The sequence below is a fragment of the Nocardia sp. NPDC047654 genome (genome assembly GCF_043205035.1).
GTDB lineage: Bacteria > Actinomycetota > Actinomycetes > Mycobacteriales > Mycobacteriaceae > Nocardia.
Genome location: NZ_JBIDDF010000001.1, coordinates 1,509,410 through 1,529,680 on the forward strand (window position 1 = coordinate 1,509,410; position 20,271 = coordinate 1,529,680).

Annotated in this window: 18 protein-coding genes; 17 read left to right on the forward strand and 1 reads right to left on the reverse strand. The window is 67.2% G+C overall.

Annotated elements, in window-relative coordinates:
* Nucleotides 1-2: 2 nt before the first annotated feature.
* The 9 genes from ACGF7Y_RS07150 (at nt 3) to ACGF7Y_RS07190 (ending at nt 11,579) form a co-directional block, all read left to right on the forward strand.
* The gene (locus tag ACGF7Y_RS07150) at nt 3-1,073 is read left to right on the forward strand and encodes an MCE family protein (RefSeq protein WP_393230228.1); all 1,071 of its coding nucleotides are present in this window, start codon (nt 3-5) and stop codon (nt 1,071-1,073) included.
* Nucleotides 1,070-2,173, forward strand: coding sequence for an MCE family protein (locus tag ACGF7Y_RS07155; protein ID WP_393230231.1), 1,104 nt, complete (start codon nt 1,070-1,072; stop codon nt 2,171-2,173). The genes ACGF7Y_RS07150 and ACGF7Y_RS07155 overlap by 4 nt, the downstream gene beginning before the upstream one ends.
* Complete coding sequence (locus ACGF7Y_RS07160) at nt 2,170-3,279, forward strand: MlaD family protein (RefSeq protein WP_393230233.1); 1,110 nt, start codon at nt 2,170-2,172, stop codon at nt 3,277-3,279. Before ACGF7Y_RS07155 ends, ACGF7Y_RS07160 begins: the two co-directional genes overlap by 4 nt.
* A complete protein-coding gene (locus ACGF7Y_RS07165) occupies nt 3,276-4,553 on the forward strand; it encodes an MlaD family protein (protein ID WP_393230236.1) in 1,278 nt (425 codons plus the stop codon). The genes ACGF7Y_RS07160 and ACGF7Y_RS07165 overlap by 4 nt, the downstream gene beginning before the upstream one ends.
* Nucleotides 4,554-4,631: 78 nt before the next feature.
* Nucleotides 4,632-5,975 carry a cytochrome P450 gene (locus ACGF7Y_RS07170; protein WP_393230239.1) on the forward strand — a complete coding sequence of 448 codons (1,344 nt, stop codon included), beginning with the start codon at nt 4,632-4,634 and terminating at the stop codon, nt 5,973-5,975.
* A gap of 381 nt (nt 5,976-6,356) precedes the next feature.
* Nucleotides 6,357-6,920, forward strand: coding sequence for a hypothetical protein (locus tag ACGF7Y_RS07175; RefSeq protein ID WP_393230242.1), 564 nt, complete (start codon nt 6,357-6,359; stop codon nt 6,918-6,920).
* Between the two features lie 133 nt (nt 6,921-7,053).
* A complete protein-coding gene (locus ACGF7Y_RS07180; protein ID WP_393230245.1) occupies nt 7,054-8,388 on the forward strand; it encodes a lipase family protein in 1,335 nt (444 codons plus the stop codon).
* Between the two features lie 184 nt (nt 8,389-8,572).
* Nucleotides 8,573-10,159 (forward strand): GMC oxidoreductase, encoded by a 1,587-nt coding sequence (locus ACGF7Y_RS07185; protein WP_393230248.1) that lies wholly within the window; start codon nt 8,573-8,575, stop codon nt 10,157-10,159.
* 223 nt (nt 10,160-10,382) lie between these two features.
* Complete coding sequence (locus ACGF7Y_RS07190; protein ID WP_393230251.1) at nt 10,383-11,579, forward strand: GDSL-type esterase/lipase family protein; 1,197 nt, start codon at nt 10,383-10,385, stop codon at nt 11,577-11,579.
* Between the two features lie 571 nt (nt 11,580-12,150).
* Here ACGF7Y_RS07190 and ACGF7Y_RS07195 read toward each other — a convergent pair.
* The gene (locus ACGF7Y_RS07195) at nt 12,151-12,774 is read right to left on the reverse strand and encodes a TetR/AcrR family transcriptional regulator (RefSeq protein ID WP_393230254.1); all 624 of its coding nucleotides are present in this window, start codon (nt 12,772-12,774) and stop codon (nt 12,151-12,153) included.
* On the opposite strand from ACGF7Y_RS07195, the gene ACGF7Y_RS07200 reads away from it, so the two are divergent.
* Genes ACGF7Y_RS07200 through ACGF7Y_RS07235 form a run of 8 tightly spaced genes read left to right on the forward strand, consistent with a single transcriptional unit; the run spans nt 12,734 to nt 20,266 of the window.
* On the forward strand, nt 12,734-14,071 hold the full coding sequence (locus ACGF7Y_RS07200) for a 2Fe-2S iron-sulfur cluster-binding protein (RefSeq protein ID WP_393230257.1): 1,338 nt from the start codon (nt 12,734-12,736) through the stop codon (nt 14,069-14,071). The two genes, ACGF7Y_RS07195 and ACGF7Y_RS07200, sit on opposite strands and share 41 nt — an antisense overlap.
* An 11-nt stretch (nt 14,072-14,082) precedes the next feature.
* Entirely contained in the window at nt 14,083-14,850 is a 768-nt protein-coding gene (locus ACGF7Y_RS07205) for an SDR family NAD(P)-dependent oxidoreductase (protein WP_393230260.1), read from the forward strand.
* A 32-nt stretch (nt 14,851-14,882) separates the two neighbouring features.
* The gene (locus ACGF7Y_RS07210) at nt 14,883-16,157 is read left to right on the forward strand and encodes an SRPBCC family protein (protein WP_393230261.1); all 1,275 of its coding nucleotides are present in this window, start codon (nt 14,883-14,885) and stop codon (nt 16,155-16,157) included.
* Nucleotides 16,154-16,489, forward strand: coding sequence for a hypothetical protein (locus ACGF7Y_RS07215; RefSeq protein WP_393230263.1), 336 nt, complete (start codon nt 16,154-16,156; stop codon nt 16,487-16,489). Before ACGF7Y_RS07210 ends, ACGF7Y_RS07215 begins: the two co-directional genes overlap by 4 nt.
* Nucleotides 16,490-16,514: 25 nt before the next feature.
* Nucleotides 16,515-17,357, forward strand: coding sequence for a TauD/TfdA dioxygenase family protein (locus tag ACGF7Y_RS07220; protein ID WP_393230266.1), 843 nt, complete (start codon nt 16,515-16,517; stop codon nt 17,355-17,357).
* A 31-nt stretch (nt 17,358-17,388) separates the two neighbouring features.
* Complete coding sequence (locus ACGF7Y_RS07225; protein ID WP_393230269.1) at nt 17,389-18,663, forward strand: aromatic ring-hydroxylating dioxygenase subunit alpha; 1,275 nt, start codon at nt 17,389-17,391, stop codon at nt 18,661-18,663.
* Complete coding sequence (locus tag ACGF7Y_RS07230; protein WP_393230272.1) at nt 18,660-18,992, forward strand: hypothetical protein; 333 nt, start codon at nt 18,660-18,662, stop codon at nt 18,990-18,992. Before ACGF7Y_RS07225 ends, ACGF7Y_RS07230 begins: the two co-directional genes overlap by 4 nt.
* The gene (locus ACGF7Y_RS07235; protein ID WP_393230275.1) at nt 18,989-20,266 is read left to right on the forward strand and encodes an amidohydrolase family protein; all 1,278 of its coding nucleotides are present in this window, start codon (nt 18,989-18,991) and stop codon (nt 20,264-20,266) included. The genes ACGF7Y_RS07230 and ACGF7Y_RS07235 overlap by 4 nt, the downstream gene beginning before the upstream one ends.
* Nucleotides 20,267-20,271 lie beyond the last annotated feature (5 nt).

Sequence of the window (20,271 nt, forward strand, 5' to 3'; positions counted from 1 at the left end):
CCATGATCGAACAACTGCGCGCAATCACCCGCCGTCCACGGCTTCCCGGCACCACAGGCGTTGTGGCCGAAGTGGACACCTCGTTGCGCATCGGGCTCACCGCCGTCGTCTCGCTGGTGCTGGTGCTGGTCGCCGTGGTCGTGCTGAACTCGCTACACCTCGGCTCACGGACCTACCGCGCCGATTTCGCCCAAGCCGCGGGTATCGGCGCAGGCGACGCAGTCACCTGGGCCGGAATCCCCGTGGGCACGGTGACCGGCACCCGACTGGCCGGTGACCATGTCGAGGTGACCATGACGATCGACAACGGTGACGTCACGTTGGGCGCCGACACCGAAGCCGCGATCAAACTGACCACGCTGCTCGGCTCCCGCTATGTCGAGCTTCGCTCCACCGGCGCCGGCGAACTTCGCGACAACCGGATTCCCCTGTCCCGCACCACCGTCCCCTACGACCTCGAGACCGCCCTGCAAGACGCCACCACCACCTTCCATCAACTCGACACCGACCAGATCGCCCGGTCGATGACATCTCTGTCGCGCGAACTCGACGGGGTGCCATCCGTGCTCCCCGGCATCCTGCGCGATGTCCGATCCCTGTCGGCCGTCATCGCGCAGCGCCGCGACCAGATCGGCGCACTGCTCGCCGGCACCGGCCAGGTCAGCACCGTCATCACCGAACAGCAGGCCGGTCTGGCCGCGGTGATCGGGCAGGGCCGCACCGTGCTTCAACAGATCAACGCAAGGCAAGCCGCGCTGCGTCGGCTACTCGAAGCGACGACCACCCTGGTACACCGACTCGAACCCGTCGCTGTCGGTGAGCATGCCGAGATCGAGCAACTGCTGACCGACCTGCACGACATGACCGCGATGATCGCCGGCCACGACGACCTGCTGCGCAACATCCTGCAGATCCTTCCGGTTCCGTGGCGGCTGTTCGCCAACGCCACCGGGACGGGAGCGGAGCTGAACGCCAACGCCCCCGACGGAGCCTTCATCGACTCCTGGATGTGCGCGTTGAGCGCCACCGCTGTCACGGTCGGCGAAGCCCCCTACCTACAGGACTGCCGATGAGTGTCACTCTCGCCACCGTCAAACTGGCCGTGGTCACACTGACCGCCGCTTGCCTGGCCGGATGCTCGGCCGGACCCGGCGCGGACACCACCACCCTCACGGCCCACTTCGCCAACGCCAACGGCCTCTACGAGGGCAACTCGGTATCGGTACTCGGGATGCGCGTCGGCCGGATAGTCCGCATCGACGCGCGCGGGACCGACGTCGAAGTCGAGATGACCATCGACAGCGGAACCCGGCTTCCGGCCGATGTGCAAGCGGTCACGATCTCCGACTCGATACTCACCGACCGCCACGTCGAGCTGACGCCGGTCTACCGGGGTGGGCCCACCCTGCGCGACGGCGCGGTGCTGGACACGACCCGCACAAAGACTCCGGTCGAGTTCGACGCCCTGCTGTCGATGGCGCAGAAACTGGCGGCCTCCCTGGGCGGTGACGGCGACGGCTCGGGCCCGGTCGCGGACCTGATGAACCTCGGCGCCGCCGCGACCAGCGGCAACGGCGACGACATGCGTGCCGCGCTCGGTGAACTCGCACGCGCGCTGCAACCGGGCGAGGACCACGGCGCGGCCACCCGCGACGCGATCACCAAGGTCGTCACCAACCTCGACGCCCTGACCGCGGCAGCCGCGCGCAACGACCGGACATTGCGCGAATTCGGCTCCGCTGTAGCGCGACTCAGCGATTTCCTGGCCGAGCAACAGTTGGGCGCCGGCACGGCCGGCGCAGCGCTGAACCGGATCATCGCGCAAGTCACCGACCTGCTGATCCGCCACCGGGGCACCATCGCCGGGCTCACGACCGACGCGAACACCCTGTCGACGTCACTGGCCGCCTACGACTACAACCTCGCCGAATTCCTCGATGTGTTCCCCTTGGTCACCGACAACGCCTACAACGCCATCGACCACAACGTCGGCGCGCTACGCGCAGCGGTCGACATCAACAGGCTTCTGCTCGACGGCCAGATGGTCAAGCAGGTCTGCAATCTGTTGCAGCTGAACAATCTCGGCTGTGCCACCGGCACCATGCGGGACATGGGACCGGATTTCGGGATCACCGCCATCCTGGCGGGACTGGCGGAAAGGCACGGCCGATGACACGACCGAAGCACACGCGCCTCCTCGTCGCCACCGTCGCCGCGCTCGCCCTGTCGGCCACCGGATGCGCCACCGGACTGGACCGGCTACCGTTGCCCGCCCCGGGGTTGAGCGGCGACACCTACACCCTGACGGCGACTTTCGGTAATGCGCTCAATCTGCCGACCAAGGCGAAGGTGAAGCTCAACGGCGCCGACATCGGCCAGGTCGAGTCCATGTCGGCGCGCGACTACACCGCCGTGGTGACGCTGCGTATCACCGCCACCGTGCACCTGCCCGTGGGCACGTCGGCAGAACTGAGATCGGCCACACCCATGGGCGATGTATTCGTCGCACTGAAACCACCTCCGGCCCCGGAACCGGGAACCGCAATGCTCGGCGACGGCCATACGATTCCGATCGAGTCGACCTCGGCCGCCAGCACGATCGAGGAAATGCTCACTCGCGCATCGCTCCTGGTCAGCGGCGGCACCATCGACTACCTCACCCGAGTGGTCTCCGCACTCGGTGAACATGTCGGGGGTCGCGGCGAGCGGCTCGCCGCGCTGCTGGAGCAGACCCGGACTTCGCTGGCCACCCTCTCGGCCCGATCCGCGCAAATCGACGACGTCCTGCGCTCCGCGGCCGATCTCGGCGCGACCCTCGCCACCCAGCAGGCCACCCTCGCCGACACCGTCGCCGCGGCAGGACCCGCCATGCGGGTCCTCGCCGACAACACCGACTCGTTCGTCACCCTCGTGGACCGCATTCATACGATCACCGCGCAACTCGCGCGGTTCCCCAGCCTCCAAGGCACCAACGACACCAGCATGGCAGCCAACCTCGATCAGTTGGCCGCCGGCCTCAACGCCGCGGCGGTCAACCCGGAAGCCGACCTCGACGAGCTGAACACCATGCTGGGGATCGTCATCAAGATGATCAGCGGCCCGAACGGCCACGTCGATGTCGACGTCGCCCAGCTCGCCGTCGGCGCGGTCCCCGACCCGGGTTTTCCCGGCACACCCGGTGCCAGGCTTCCCGACGCCACGGACTGGGCGGCCTTCGTGGGCTCGCTGCAGCACATGCTCGATCGACTGGGCACCCGGCTGGAAGGCGCGCCACGATGACCACGAGTTTCCGCCCCGGCAAAGGGGAACGGTCCGCCCGGCTGCTCGTGGGCATCATCCGGCGCGCGCATCGACACCGGCTCGCGATGTCATCGGCCGGTCTGCTGGCGATCCTCGTCGGCGCAGGCGGATATCTCCTCATCGGCACCCTCGATATCGACCCGCTCGACCAACCGTATCGAGTGCGCGTCGAACTGCAGCGATCCGGCGGGTTGCTCCCCGGGCAGGACGTCACCCTGCGTGGAGTCCGCGTCGGGCGCATCGAGACCGTCGATGTGGCCGGGGACAAGGTGATCGCGGTCGCCGCCATCGATGAGCGTGTGCGGATCTCCGCATCCGGTGCCGTCCGGGCTGCGGCCCTGTCGGCGGCCGGCGAGCAGTACCTGGACTTCCTTCCCGCCACCAACGACGGCCCGTACCTCGCGGACGGCGCTGTCATCACCGCCGACCGTACCTCCACGCCCGTGCCGCTGTCGGACATGCTCGAAAGCCTCAGCGGCACACTCGCCCAGATCGATCCCGCCCAACTCGCCGCGATCTCCCGCGAACTCGGCGTCGGCCGGGCCGGCCCCGACAAACTGGCCGCGATCATCGACGGCGGCGCCTTTCTCGTCTCGACGCTGGACGCGGTCCTGCCACAGACGGTGAACCTGCTGCACAACAGCAGAGTCGTGCTGGCGACCCTGCACGACGGGCGCACCGCCCTGCGGTCCACCTCGGCGAACCTGTCGGCCACACTCAGCGGCGTCTCCTCGATGACCGGCGGCTTCGAACAACTCGTCACACAGACACCGCCGATGCTGTCGGCCCTCGACGCCATCCTCGCGGAGAACTCACCCACCATGGTCGGACTCCTGGGCAACCTCGTCACCGTCTCCCAGGTCGCCTATTCCCGGATCCCCGCCCTCGACGAATTCTTCTTTCCCCAGCAGCGGGACGGATCAGCGCTCGACGCCGTCACCTCGGCATTCCACGACGGGGGAGTCTGGGCGCTGGCCAGCATCTACCCCCGTTACGCCTGCGACTACCACGTGCCACGACGCCCCGGTTCGGTGCCCGACTACGCCGAACCGTATCTCCACGCGGACTGCACAGACCCCGACACCACGCTCATTCCCCGCGGCGCGCGCAACGCTCCACGCCCGCCCGACGACCCCGTGCCTCCCGCCCCGTGGCGTGATCCGCTGGAGACCGCTGAGCCCCCGCCGATCGGGCCGTTGTCCATCCCCACTCCCTACGGCGGCCTCTCCGCCCCTGTCGCGGTCCCGCGATGAACCCAGCACGGCGAGCCGAGTCCGCCGAACTCCTCGAGGCAATCGACGGCGCTCCCGGTCGCTCGAAAGGACGCAAAAGTGAACCCAGAACATATGGCGGCCGAGTCCCGTCGCAAACGCAATTATCACTTCGACCGTCACGCACCGGAATACCGGAACGAATTCGGCGCGGTCACCCGGCAGATGCACGCACAGTGCCCGTTGGCATGGACCGACACCCACGGCGGTCATTGGGTCGCCGCGGGCCACCGCGAGGTCTTCGAACTCGCCCGATGCCCGTACGTCTCCAGCGATCGGGACTACAAGAACGAGCGCCGTGGATATCAGGGCATCACAATCCCTTCGGGCACCACGTACCTGCCGATGCGCAACGGCATCCTGGAGATGGACGACCCGGAGCACCGACTGTTCAGATCCGTGCTGAACCCGTATCTCTCACCCAGCGCCGTCAACCGATGGCGACCCTTCATCGACGAACTGGTCTATGCCTGCCTGGATGAAAAGATCGAGACCGGACACATCGACTTCGTCGACGATCTCGCGAACATCGTCCCCGCGGTCCTCACCCTGGCCCTGCTGGGTATCCCATTGCGGAAGTGGGCCGTGTACAGCGAGCCCGCGCACGCCTCGGTGTACACACCACCGGATTCCCCCGATATCGAGCGCGTACAGAGCCTGAACATGGCGATGGGCATGGATCTACTGGCCAACCTGCATGAGATCCGAGACAACCCTCGCCCCGGACTGATCGATGCGCTCGCGCGGATGGAGATAGACGGCGAGAAACCCGAGGAAATCGACCTACTCGGCATTCTCGGGTTACTCATCGGTGGGGGATTCGACACGACAACGGCACTGACAGCGCACGCACTGGAGTGGCTCTCCCAACACCCCCATGAGCGAGAAACCCTGAGCAGAGAACGCGACGAGCTACTGAACCCGGCGACCGAGGAATTCCTGCGTTATTTCACGCCGGCACCGGGCGACGGTCGCACGATCTCGGCGGATTGCGAGGTGGCCGGCCAACAGTTCGAGGAAGGTGAGCGGCTATGGCTGTCCTGGGCCATGGCCAACCGGGACCCCTCCGTGTTCCCGGACCCCGACACCATGATCCTCGACCGTAAAGGCAACCGGCATCTGAGTTTCGGGCTCGGGATCCACCGCTGCATCGGTTCCAACATCGCCCGGCTGGTCTTCAAACGAATGCTGGTCGCCGTACTCGACCGGATACCGGACTTCTCCTGCGATCCCGACGGCGCGGTGCACTACGAAACGATCGGCCTCATCCAAGGAATGCGCAAACTCCCCGCGACTTTCACGCCCGGACCGCGTTCAGGTCCAGGGCTGGACGAAACACTCGAAGAATTGCAGCGGATGGTCGAGGAGCGGAGGCTCGCCGCTCCGGTCACGGGCGCATCCTGAAATCGGCGTCCGATCCCGGCGTACGGGTTCGGCAGCGGCGTCCCTCCGCGAACGAGCGCTCTTGATGCGGGGAGCGGAGGCTCATCACCACACGGCCGCCCTACGCCCGGCCATGAGTAACTGTGTTACTGTGCGGTGGTTTGCACTGTGATGGACGTCATCTTCGTGATCTGACTCACTCGGGTCGGCAAGTCGCGGTGGTGGAGTTCTGGGGAGTCATTTGATGGATCGACAACGTCTCGTCGGAAGCGCGAGCGCGGGCACGGGCCGGTCGGATCGCGGCGGTGGCCGTGGCGGTTTCCGGGTGGAAAACGATGGTCGCGAGGTGACAACGGGCGCGGTCGGCTCGCTGTGCACGCCACCGGGGCCGAGGGGGTGGTGATGGAGAGGTATCGCCTCGACGTCGTGGCCGGCAGCGTCGCCGATGCCGTCGAGCACGCCGGTGGCTGGCTGTTCGATCGTGCGGCGGCGGGCTGGAACGTGACAGTGCTCGTCGCGGACATGTCGGATACCCGCCCGCTGCGCATCCTGGGCGCGAAGGTGGTGCCACTCGAGTCCGCGCTCGCCCCGTCGGGGGAAGGGCGTCGGCCGGACGCGCTGGCCGCCGGTGCGAACATCTGCGCGAACGATCGCCGCGCGCGCCGGGGCCTGCTCGAGGCGTTGGACGACGGCGGTGTGGAAGTGGTCGTGTGGGGTGAGGGGTGGCCGTCCCTATCCGGACGTCGGGTCGATCCGGTCCTGCACCGATTGAGTATCGCCGCGCAAGCGTTCAAAGCGCAGGCGTTGCATGCCGCGACGATCACCGGGGCCGCGGTCGGCGCGATCGAGCTGTTCCGTAGTGGGTTGTCGGCCGCGGCTCCGGTCGGGGCCGACCTCAGCCCGGTCGGCCGACCGCGCCGACCTGCTCGGACCGATTTCTCGCCGACCTTCGGGGGGTGGCGATGAGGCGATTCCAACTTCTGAGTAACCGTGTTACTGTTCCGTAGGTCGCATGCTGTGACGTAGTTCATGTCAATCGGCTATTGCGACGCAGGACACCCGGCGACGGTGCCGGGTGGAGTTCACGGAGAGTTGATCGATGCAACGACAGCATGGGCGTTCCCGGTGGGGTTGGCGCTGGGCCGCTCCGGTGGCGGTGGTGGTGGCCGCGGTGTGCGTCACCGTGGTGACCGTGGTGGGAGTCGACACGCGGGAGGCGGCGGCCGCGCCGGTCGGAGATTTCTACCTTCCGCCCGCGCAGATCCCGTCGGAACGAGGCGCGATCATCAAGACCGCGCCGATGGCGCTGTTCGCGACGCCGCCCACGGACAAGGGGTGGCCGGGCAAGGCGCAGCACGTCATGTACACCTCGCGGTTGCAGGACGGGTCTCCGGTGGCGGTGTCCGGGACGTTCATCGATGCGACCGGACCGTGGCAGGGGCCGGGTCCGCGTCCGACGGTGGTGATCGGTCCGGGTACGTCGGGGCAGGGCGATCGCTGTGCGATGTCGGTGGCGTTCTCCACCGGGTTGACGGTGTTCGCCGATCCTTCGCCGGGGTTGTCGGCGAATCAGGAACTTCCGGCTTCGGTGGTGTGGAGCGGGCTGGGTGCGCGGGTGCTGGTGACCGATTACATCGGGCTGGGCACGCCGGGAATTCATACCTACGCCAACCGGATCGAGGCGGGGCACGCGGTGCTCGACGGGGTGCGCGCGGCTCATAATCTGGCGGGTGTGGGACCGGAGACCCCGGTGGTGCTGTGGGGTTACTCGCAAGGCGGCGGAGCGACCGCCGCGGCGGCGGAGATGCAACCGGACTACGCGCCGGAACTCAACCTCAAGGGTACTTGGGCAGGCGGGCCGGTGGCGGACCTGGCGGCGATCCTGGAACGTATCGACGGCGCGTTGATCGGTGGTGCCATCGGGTTCGCGATCAATGGTCTGCTCGCGCGGTACCCGGATTTGAACAAGGCTGTCGATCGGGTGACCACGCCCGCGGGGCGGGCGATGTTGGAGACGCTCAGCGATGAATGCATCGGCGACATCATCATCCGTCACCCCTTTCTGAAGACCAGTTCGCTGACCAACGACGGCCGTTCGCTGAGCGAGCATCTGGCGGCGATTCCCGAGGCCGGGCCCGTGCTCGCCGAGTTGCGTATCGGTAATCTCACCCCGGCGTCGCCGGTGTTGATCACCAGCGGTTTGAACGACGACACCGTCCCTTACGGTCAAGCGCGTCAGTTGGCCGAGGATTGGTGTGCGAAGGGCGCCACGGTGACCTTCCGCACCAATGATCTGCCGCCGATCCTTCCAGGGACCACTATCCCGAATCATTTCGGGCCGGAGATGATCGATGGCTTCGGGCCGGACAACGCGATCACCTACCTGCTCGATCGCCTCGCGGACAAACCCGTCACCGGCTGCACTTTCGACTGACCGCCCCTCGCGCCGGGCTCGAATCGGCGCTGACCGAGGTCTCCGATCGCCCGAGCCGGCCGCACCCGGCTCGCGGCGGAGATCGCCTTGCCACGCGCACACCACCTGATCCGGCAGCCGGAAGCCCGGCTCGCACGACGCTCAGGACGTGGTTCGACATGTATTTGCCACCGAAGGATCTGTAATGCCAGCAATTTCGCGCCGGTCACTGTTGACCGGTATCGCCGCGACCGGTGCCGCTGCCTTGGCCACCCGCACACCCGTGCCTGCCGCCGCACAGGTGAACAACGTCGCGCTGACCCACGAGGAGCACCGCGTGGTGGTGGTCGGCTCCGGTTTCGGTGGCGGAGTCAGTGCCCTGCGCCTGGCGCAAGCGGGTGTCCCCGTGACCGTGCTCGAGCGCGGGATGCGCTGGACCACCGGACCGAATGCCGAAACGTTCCCCCGGGCCTCGTCACCGGACAAGCGATTGCTGTGGTATCGCTCCAGTCCGAATCTGTTCGGGCGGCCGATGGTGTTCGAGCCCTACACCGGCTTGGTCGAAGCGGTGCCGGGAGTGAACATGACCGCCCTGTGCGCGTCGGGCGTCGGTGGCGGTTCCCTTGTCTACCAGGGAATGTCGCTACAGCCCACGCGGGAGGTTTTCGACACCCACTTCCCCGCGGAACTGGACTGGGCACTGATGAACAAGGTTCACTATCCGCGAGTGGCCCGGATGCTGGGCTTGGCCGAGGCGCCCGACGAGCTGATCGCCAGCGACAATTACCGGGCCGCGCGAGTCTTCGCCGATCGTGTCCAGCGGGCAGGGATGCCGTTGTCGAAGATCCCGATGCCCATCGATTGGGATTTCGCGCTGGCCGAGTTGCGCGGGGAGATGAAACCGTCCTACACCAACGGTGACGGCGCGATGGGCGTCAACAACGGCGGCAAGCATTCGGTCGATGTCACCTATATCGCCGCCGCCGAGGCCACCGGTCTGGTTCGGGTGGAAACCCTGCACGAGGTCACCGACGTCGAACGCGCATCCGACGGCCGGTGGATCGTGCATGTGCAGCGCCTGGATACCACCGGCACGGTGGTCGAGAACAAGATCCTCAGCACCGGCGCGTTGATCTTGGCGGCGGGCAGTCTCAACACCACCCGCCTGCTGGTGCGCGCGGGCGCCAAGGGGCTCATCCGCGATCTGCCGGACGGGTTGGGCCAGGGCTGGGGCACCAACGCCGACCGCATCTACGTCTGGACCGATCCCTCCGCCGAATTCGGCGCTCCCCAGGGCGGGCCGGTGGTCTACGGCAGCAAGAACTGGGACGATCCGCACGCCGCCCACACGGTCATCCAGGCATCCATCCCGCCTTTGTCGCTGGACCCTCGCAGCACCATGATGGTCGGATACGGCGTCAGCGACGGACGTGGCACGTTCACCTACGATTCCGCACGCGACGACGCGGTCCTGCACTGGCCCACCGACGCTGACAGCTACATCCAGGACAATCACATCGGCCCCGCCGTACAACGGATCGCCGGTCCTGACGGCATGCTGCTCGATACCAACGCCCTGTTCCCGTCGACCTGGCATCCCTTGGGCGGGGCCGGTATGGGCGTGGTCTGCGACCTCGACGGCCGCGTGCACGACCAACCGGGGCTCTACGTCCTCGACGGAGCGTTGATGCCGGGCAACACCGCGGCGTGCAACCCGTCGATGACCATCGCCGCGGTCGCCGAACGCGCAATGGACAATATCGTCGCCCGCGACATCGGCACCCGGATCTGACTCGCGAGCTTCCGTGGACGGAGTGGTCATCATCGTGAAATCTTCTGCAATGGTTCCTGCGACTTCGATCGAGACGCTCCCCGGCAAGCGAATCCGGCGGCGTACCCGTATTCGCGGGGCGGCGCTGGTAGCTGCCGTCGTGCTCGCCGCCGGAGCCGCCGCGGTCGTGGGGGATACCACGACAGCTCGGGCGCAACCTTCCGAGTGTCGCGGGGAGCATTTCGTGGCGTCGTGGACGGCCAGCCCCACCGATTCGGTGACTCCCCTCGACGCGGCCGGAGGGTCGATTCCGGTCGCGGTCGACGATCAGAGTTTTCGGATGGTCATCACTCCGCACCTGGGCGGATCGCGACTGCGTGTGCATCTGACCAACCGGTTCGGGCTGACGCCGGTCACCTTCGAACGGGTGAGCATCGCCGACCAGGTATCCGGCGCGGCGGTGGCGAACGCGGTGCCGGTGCTGTTCGGCGGGCAGGCAGCGATCACCTTGCCTGCCGGAGCCGATGTCGTCAGCGACCCGGTGCCATTCGGTGTCTCGGCGTTCGCCCCGTTGGCGGTCAGTATCCATGTTCCCGATTCGGCGGGGCCGCCGACCAAGCACTGGAACGCCAACGCCACCTCGTTCTACTCTCCCGCCGGTAGCGGTGATCTCACCGGGCAGCCGAGCGCCGACGGATTCGGCTCCACCACCGCTTCCTGGCTGTATGTCGCCGCTCTGGACGTGCTCGCACCCTCCGAGACCCGTGCGGTGGTGGCGTTCGGTGACTCCATCACCGACGGTTTCGTGGGAGCGACCGCTTTGAGTGTGCCGGTCGATCGAGCGGTCGCCGACACCAACGGGCGCTATCCCGACGTGCTGCAACGCCGTCTGGACGCCGCGGGCATTCCGATCTCGGTGGTCAACGCCGGAATCGGCAGCAATCGTGTGCTCACCAGCGGTGAGCCGCTTCTGCTCGGCCCCAGCGGGTTGGCGCGCTTCGAGCGCGACGCGCTCGCTCAGTCCGGTGTCGGCGGGGTTCTCGTCCAAGAAGGCATCAACGATCTCGGCCTGCCGCCGCCCGCCGGGGCCGCCCAGATGATCGCAGGCTACGAGAAACTCATCACCACCGCACACGGGCACGGCAAGAAGATCTGGCTGGGCACACTGCTTCCCGCCGCCGACGCCCTCGTCGACGGTGTACTTCTGGCACCCCGCAGCGAGACCGACCGGCAGCAGATCAACGCCTGGATACGCACCCAGAACCTCGCCGACGGCATCGTCGACTTCGACGCCGCCCTGCGCGACCCCGCGACCCCGTCCGTCCTGCGAAATGACTACTCCAGCCCGGATCGCCTGCATCCCAGCCTCGCCGGCTACCGCGCGATGGCCGAGACGGTCGACTTGGCTCTACTCGGCAACTCTCCATCACCCGCCTGCTGACGAGCCTCCGCTACCGACCGGCTACGGCTCGCGGAAGCGTCGGTGCGCGGTCATCGTGGCCGAGTTGACAGGGCGCGCGGCGTATTCGCGAGTCGGCGGGCTCTTCGGCCGTCGCGATAGCGAGTATGCGGTGTATGGCCATGCCGTGTATCAGGCCGAGGGAGAACGGTTCTCGTCGTCGTGAGGGTCGAACTCCAGCATTCGTAGCGCGAACGGCTGCGCCAGGCCACACGGAGGATGACCACCAGTTCACGGCAGCGCGGGTCGAGGTGCAGCGCTCGAGCAGCAGGCTGTTGTAGGTGAGCCACGCGGCGGCCGGCTCGGGATGGTGTCCGAGTACTCCGAGCACGTTGGGCAGGGGAGGGGCGTCGGGGGCGCCGGCCAGGTAGCGGTCGGCCAGGGTCAGCCGTCCGCGCAGCATCTCGCGGGCCTGCTCGTCCCACTGGTGGATCGGCGCGACGGCAGCCGGGGCTCGGATGGCGTCATGTCGCCGGTCGTTCCCGGCGGAGGCGAACGGTCGTGATGCTGTGCACCCGCACAGCGTATGCGTGCTCGCGGGCCGCGAGCAAGGTCAGGATCGGCTGCTTCCTGCGGCGCGCGTCTTTCCGGGGCTGCGTTCGCCTTCCACGCTGCGCAGGAAGTCCTCGATCAAGGCGATCGTCTCGGTGTGTCCGGTGTCGATGTCGAAGGACTCCTCCATGCGCAGGAATCGCGAGATGCTGGACATCAGCATGACGAGAGTGGTCGGTGTCCACATGGGCGCGACGTCGGGGTAGCCGCGCAGGATGTCGCCGACCGCCTCGAGTTGCAGGAGCCGGAATCGCCGTGAGGACTGGGCGATCTCGGCCCTGATCGTCTTGCGGTGATTGGCCATCGAGACGAATTCCATGGTGAGCGCGGTGTGCGACTGATCATGGATGGCCTCCCACAGCGCCCACAGCGGCTGGGTGGCCTCGAGGGCCTCGCGCTGGCGCTGGTAGCTGCGGTCGGCCCCGCGGCGGAACAACTCGACGAACAGGTTGTCCATGGTGTCGTAGTGGTAGTAGACCAGCCCCGGGTTGACTCCCGCCCTGGCGGCGAGGCGCCGTGAGCTGACGGCGGCATAGCCCTCCTCGAGCATGATCTGCTCGGCCGCGTCGAGCAGTGCGACGCGGGTGGCCGCGCTGTGGGCCCTGCTCGCCCGTTCCACCTTCATCGCCTGCCGCCTCCCTTCGCTGTCGCTGCCCGGCACCGAGAACGGGCGGCGGTCCGCGGTCGCGCACCGTCGCTCGATCATATGGCCGGCGAGGTTCGCGATCGCGCGCCCGCGTTCGAAGCTGCCTCTCTCGGTCTGTCGAGCCTTGACATCGTGCCTCGGCCAACCTTATAAATTTAACCAGTCGATCAAATTAACCGTTCGATCAAACTTCTCGGGCCGGGAGTTCCTGGCGAACCGAATGGAGAACGCGGTGCCGATTCCAGCGGAGGAAGCCACGCTCCGGCCTGGCATCCGGACGCACCCGGTGCGCGTGGCCGACGTGCGCACCGAGACTGCCGACGCCCGCTCGTTCGTCCTCGACATCCCGCCGCGGCTCGCGGACAGGTACGCGTATCGGGCCGGGCAGTTCCTCACTCTGCGGGTGCGGATCGGTGCGCAGGTCCATCACCGGTCCTACTCGATGTCCTCCTCGCCGGTGACCGACCCGCACCCGCAGATCACCGTCAAGCGGGTACCGCGGGGACTGGTGTCGACCTGGCTCACCGAACGGGTGCGGCCCGGCGACACGATGGACGTCACGGTCCCGATGGGCGGGTTCGTCCTGCCCGACTCCGAGCGCGACATCGTCGCCTTCGCGGCGGGAAGCGGTGTCACTCCGGTGTTCTCGATCGTGAAGACGGCACTGGCCGCCACCACGCGCCGGGTGCGCCTGTTCTACGCCAACCGCGACCGCGATTCGATCATCTTCGGGACCGGCCTGGCCGATCTTGTCGCGCGCTACCCCGGTCGGCTGACCGTCGTCCACCACATCGACGCCGAATCCGGTCTGCTGACGGCCGAGCGGATCAGCGAAATACTCTCCGGCGAAAGCGATCACGAGTACTTCCTGTGTGGTCCGGCGCCCTTCATGGATGTCGTTCGCTCCGGCCTGTCGCAGGGCGGTGTTCCGGACGAGCGGGTGCACCTCGAACGCTTCACCCCCGGTGAAGCAGCCGCTCCCGAGGATTCGGCCGGCGGCGAGTCCGCGCGGGTCACCATCCGCTGCGGACGCCGGACCGCTAGCGGCGAGCACCGCGGCGGTACCACCGTCCTGCAGGCGGCGCGGGCACTGGGCCTGCGCCCGCCCTCGTCCTGTGAGACGGGCAGCTGCGCGACCTGCATCGCACGAGTGGTCGAAGGCAGTGCGGTGATGCGCAACAACGAGGTGCTCACCGCGGAGGAAATCGCCGACGGCTGGGTGCTCACCTGCCAGGCCGTCCCGACCGGCCCGCTGCTGCGGGTCGAATACGACTAGGAGCGCCACCGATGTCACTCCCGCACACCTCCGGGAAACCGGCCGGGCGGACCGCCGTCGTCACCGGCGGAGCCTCCGGCATGGGCCTGGCGATCTGCCGCCGCCTCGCCGCCGCTGGCGACCGGGTGGCGATCCTCGACCTCGACGGCGCCGAGCGCGCGGCCGGGGAGATCCGTGAGACCGGCGGCACGGCAACAGGGTTCGCGGTCGACGTCACCGATCGCGCCGCCGTCGAAGCCGCCCTGACCGCCACCCGCACGGCCTTCGGCCAGGTGGACATCCTCGTCACCAGCGCCGGATTGGTGGCTTTCGAGCCGTTCACCGACATCTCCCTGGAATCGTGGAATCGCGTCGTCGAGGTCAATCTCACCGGCACGTTCCACTGCGTGCAGGCCGTCGTCCCGGACATGCTGGCCCGGAAGTGGGGGCGGATCGTGACCATCTCCTCGTCGAGCGCCCAGCGTGGCTCGCCGGGGATGGTGCATTACACCGCCGCCAAAGGCGCCGTGATCGCGATGACCAAGGGGCTCGCCCGCGAATACGCCTCGTGCGGCATCACGGTGAACACGATCCCGCCGTCGGGTATCGACACTCCGATGTCGCGCGGTTCGCAGGCGGCCGGGCATCTGCCGGACAGCGCGACCATGGCGAACGCGATCCCGGTCGGTTTCCTCGGCACCGGTGACGACATCGCCGCCGCGTGCGCGTTCCTGTGCTCCGAGGACGCCCGATACATCACCGGGCAGGTGGTCGGCGTCAACGGCGGCACCGTCATCTGACCCGTCCCTCACCGCAGAAGTGGAGTACCACGATGACCGACTGGCCCAAGCCCACCTCGGGAAGCTGGACCCGGCACTATCCGGACCTTGGCACCGGCCCGATCTCGTTCGAGGATTCGGTGTCCCCGGAGTTCTTCGAGTTGGAGCGGGAGGCGATTTTCAAGCGTGCTTGGTTGAATGTGGGTCGGGTGGAGCAGGTTCCGAGGGTGGGGAGTTATTTCACGAAGGAGATCGATGCCGCGCGTACGTCGGTGATCGTGGTGCGTGATCGTGAGGGGCGGGTGCGTGCGTTCCACAATATTTGTCGTCATCGTGGGAACAAGTTGGTGTGGAACGATTTTCCGAAGGAGGAGACGTCGGGGACGTGTCGGCAGTTCACGTGTAAGTATCACGGTTGGCGTTATGGGCTGGATGGTGGGTTGACCTTTGTGCAGCAGGAGGGGGAGTTCTTCGATCTGGACAAGGATCGGTACGGGCTCGCTGTGGTGCATTGCGAGGTGTGGGCGGGGTTTATTTTCGTGAATCTCGCTGCTGAACCGTCGCAGACGTTGCGGGAGTTCCTGGGTCCGATGGTGACGGCTTTGGAGGGCTACCCCTTCGACCGCATGACGGAGTGGTACGAGTTCCGGGCCGAGAACCGGAGCAACTGGAAACTGTTCGCCGATGCCTTCCAGGAGTACTACCACGTGCCGGGTCTGCACTCGCAGCAGGTTCCCGGGGCGGTGCGCAATGCGGACGCCGGATTCACCTGCGCGCATTTCCAACTCGACGGTCCGCACCGAATGGTCAGCACCGGGGGTGCTCGGCGCTGGACACTGCCCGCGGAGTACATGTACCCGATCGAGCGGGTCACCCACAGCGGTCTGGTGGGTCCATGGGAATCACCGGACATCGGTGAACTGCCACCGGGTATCAATCCCGGCCGGGTGGAGCCCTGGGGAATCGACAACTTCCAGATCTTCCCCAACATCGAGATCCTGTTCTATCGCGGCTGGTATCTGCTCTACCGCTACTGGCCCACCTCGTACAACACCCACGTGTTCGAGGGCACGCTGTGCTTCCAGCCTGCCGACACCGTGCGCAAACGCGTCGAGCACGAGGTGGCTTCGGTCGTGTTCAAGGAGTTCGCGTTGCAGGACGCGGGCATGTTGACCGGCACCCAGACCGCACTGGAGCAGGCCTACCGCACCGCGAACGTCACCGATTACCCGGTCAACGACCAGGAGATCCTGGTGCGGCACTTCCACAAGGTCGTGGCCGACTGGGTGGACGACTACCGCGGCGAGCGCGTGGGAGCCCGGTCATGAGCGAGCCCATGCTGCCTCCGGCCTTCGCCGAGTTCGAGAAATTCGCGCCGACCTGGTGCCTGGAATCCGAGTCCGCCCGATGGGCCCAGCGGCAGGCGAGCACGATGGAGGAGCTCAACGCCTTCTACGACGCGTTCTTCCCCCGCCTGGACGACGCCATCGTCTACTGCGACAAGTTCCCTCTCGACGAGCTGCCCGACGACGCCCTCAACCTGCTCCACCTCGTCTACTCGCTGGTCATGGTGGCGATGGCGGTGGAGATCTTCCAGCAGCCCGCCCCGGTCGACAGCGCCGACGCCCGGCTGGCGCGGGTCGGCGAGCCCACGCCCTGACCGGCCGAATCCGAAGGATCAGATCATGACAACACTCACCGTGGAGAAGCTGGGCCACGACGTCGGCGCCGAGATCGTCGGCCTCACACCCGACCGGCTCGTCGGCGACCCCGCCGTGCCCGGGGCGATCAAGCAGGCGCTCGAGGACAACGGCGTGCTCGTCTTCCGCGGCCTGAACCTCGACCCCGAAACCCAGGTCGCGTTCTGCCGCACCCTCGGACCGATCGACACCTCCCCGGGACACCACCCGGTGCAGGGGATCTACCGAGTCAGTCTCGACACCTCGAAGAACTCCTCGGCGGGGTACCTGCGCGCCACCTTCGACTGGCACATCGACGGGTGCACTCCGGAGGACGGCGCCTACCCGCAGATGGCGACGATGCTGTCGGCGAAGGCAGTGGCGGACAGCGGCGGGGAGACCGAGTTCGCCAGCACCTACAAGGCTTACGACGATCTGAGCGAGACCGAGCGGGACTATCTGGCCGGATTGCGGGTGGTGCACTCGCTGGAGGCATCGCAGCGGAGGATCACGCCGGACCCGACGCCCGAGCAGCTCGCGGCGTGGCGGCAGCGACCGGTCCGCGAGCATCCGATCGTGTGGACACACCGGTCCGGGCGACGTTCGCTGGTGCTCGGCGCGTCCGCCGGCGAGGTGCTGGGCCTGGATGCCGACCGGAGCAGGGCTCTGTTGGAGGGCCTGCTCGCCCGCAGCACCGCACCCGAGCGGGTGTACCGGCACGAGTGGTCCGTCGGCGACACCGTGATCTGGGACAACCGCGGCGTGATCCACCGCGCCGCGCCCTACGAGCCGGATTCGCCACGGGAGATGCTGCGCACCACCGTGCTCGGCGACGAACCCATCCAGTGACCCGGCCCGAACACAGCACAGGAGTACGACCATGCCTCGTTGGCCCAAACCCCCCGAAGGAAGCTGGACCCAGCACTACCCCGACCTGGGCACCGGCCCGGTGTCCTACGAAGACTCCATCTCCCCGGAGTTCTTCGAGTTGGAGCGGGAGGCGATTTTCAAGCGTGCTTGGTTGAATGTGGGTCGGGTGGAGCAGGTTCCGAGGGTGGGGAGTTATTTCACGAAGGAGATCGATGCCGCGCGTACGTCGGTGATCGTGGTGCGTGATCGTGAGGGGCGGGTGCGTGCGTTCCACAATATTTGTCGTCATCGTGGGAACAAGTTGGTGTGGAACGATTTTCCGAAGGAGGAGACGTCGGGGACGTGTCGGCAGTTCACGTGTAAGTATCACGGTTGGCGTTATGGGCTGGATGGTGGGTTGACCTTTGTGCAGCAGGAGGGGGAGTTCTTCGATCTGGACAAGGATCGGTACGGGCTCGCTGTGGTGCATTGCGAGGTGTGGGCGGGGTTTATTTTCGTGAATCTCGCTGCTGAACCGTCGCAGACGTTGCGGGAGTTCCTGGGTCCGATGGTGACGGCTTTGGAGGGCTACCCCTTCGACCGCATGACCGACCGCTACTACTACCGGGCCGAGGTCGGCGCCAACTGGAAGTTGTACATGGACGCCTTCCAGGAGTTCTATCACGCGCCCGTGCTGCACGCGAAGCAGACGCCGGACAATTACTCGACCGCCGCGCAGCAGGCCGGATTCGAAGCGCCGCACTACCAGTTGGACGGCCCGCACCGGTTGGTCAGCACCTCCGGCGTGGTCGCCTGGGAGCTCGACCCCACCATGCGCAAGCCGATGGAGGACATCACCCGCAGCGGATTGTTCGGGCCGTGGGAGAAGCCGGAACTGGGCCCGATGCCGCCTGGGCTGAACCCGGCGAAATGTGATCCGTGGGGGCTGGATTCCTTCCAGCTGTGGCCCAATTTCGTGATCCTCATCTGGTCCGGCGGCTGGTACCTGACCTATCACTACTGGCCGACCAGCCACAATCGCCACATCTTCGAGGGCAATCTGTATTTCGTTCCCGCGCGCACCCCGCGCGAACGGGTCGCCCACGAGATGGCGGCGGTCACCTTCAAGGAGTACGCCCTGCAGGACGGCAACACCCTCGAAGCCACGCAGACGATGCTCGAATCGCGTGCCGTCACCACATTCCCGCTCAACGACCAGGAGATCCTGCTGCGCCACCTGCACAAGGTGGCAGGCGAGTGGGTGCGGTCCTACCGGAACGAGCGCCCCGAGGCGGGCACCCGATGAGCGCCCTGCTGCCGCCGGAGTTCGCCGACCTCGAACCCTTCGCCGAAACCTGGTGCCTGGAAACCGAACCAGAGCGCTACGCCCGGCGCCTGGCCGGCTCGATGGACGACATGCAGCGCTTCTACGACGCGATCACCCCGCGCGCCGAAGCGGCGATGAAGTACCTGGACGAGTTCGCGCTCGACGAGCTGCCCGACGACGCCCGGCGCCTGCTGTGGCTGCTGTACTCGATGGTCATGGTCTCCTTCCCGGTGGAGGTGTGGAGCCAGCCCCGCGTCCCCGACTCCGGTGCGGCGATGCTCGACTGCCTGATCGAGCCGCGGCCATGAGCGCCGAGACCGTCGTGCTGCGGGCCGCCCGCCGGGTCGACGTGGTGACCGGCGAGGTGCACAGCCCCGCCGTGATCGTGGTGCGCGGCGAACACATCGAGGCGGTCGACCCCACCCTGGCACCCGCCGACGCCACGGTGCTCGATCTGGGCGACACCACCTTGCTGCCCGGGCTGATGGACATGGAGATCAACCTGCTCATCGGCGGCCCGGAGAATCCATCCGGGTTGCCCAGCCCGATGCACGGAGTGCAGGACGACCCGGTCTATCGCACGCTGCGCGCCACGATCAATGCCCGCACGACGCTGCTGGCCGGTTTCACCACCGTCCGCAACCTCGGGCTGATGGTGAAGACCGGCGGATACCTGCTCGACGTCGACCTGCACCGCGCCATCGAACAGGGCTGGTTCCCTGGTCCGCGGATCGTGTCGGCGGGCCACGCCATCACACCGACCGGAGGCCACCTGGATCCGACCATGTTCCAGCGTCTTGCTCCGCACATCATGCCGCTGTCGGTGGAAGAGGGCTTGGCCAACGGCATCGACCAGGTGCGGCACGCGGTGCGGTATCAGATCAAGTACGGCGCGGGAGTCATCAAGATCTCGGCATCGGGCGGGGTCATGTCGCACAGCACCGCTCCGGGCACCCAGCAGTACTCCGATGAGGAACTGCGCGCCATCGTCGACGAAGCCCATCGCGCCGGGCTGAAGGTGGCCGCGCACGCGCACGGTGACGCCGGAATTCGCGCGTGCATCCGGGCCGGTGTCGATTGCATCGAACACGGGTCACTGGCCAGTGACGACACCATCGCCATGATGGTGGAGCACGGCACGTTCCTGGTTCCGACCAGCTACCTGTCCGAGGGTCTCGACGTGTCCAAGGCGCCGCCCGCCCTACAGGAGAAGGCCGCGACCGTGTTCCCGCAGGCGCGGCGCATGCTCGGCAAGGCCATCGAGGCCGGCGTCAAGATCGCCTGCGGCACCGACGCTCCCGCCGTTCCGCACGGCGACAACGCCAAGGAGCTGTGGGCGATGGTCGACCGGGGAATGACCCCCGCCCAAGCGCTGCGCGCCGCCACCGCCACCAGCGCCGAGCTCGTCGGCGCCGAGGATCGCGGCAGGCTCGCCCCCGGCCTGCTCGCCGACATCATCGCCGTTCCCGGCGATCCCACCCGCGACATCACCGTCACCGAACAGGTGCGGTTCGTAATGAAAGGCGGTGTCGTGCACAAGAATACGACCGCCTACCGCGCCGCCGCGGCGCCCGTCCGATAACCCCG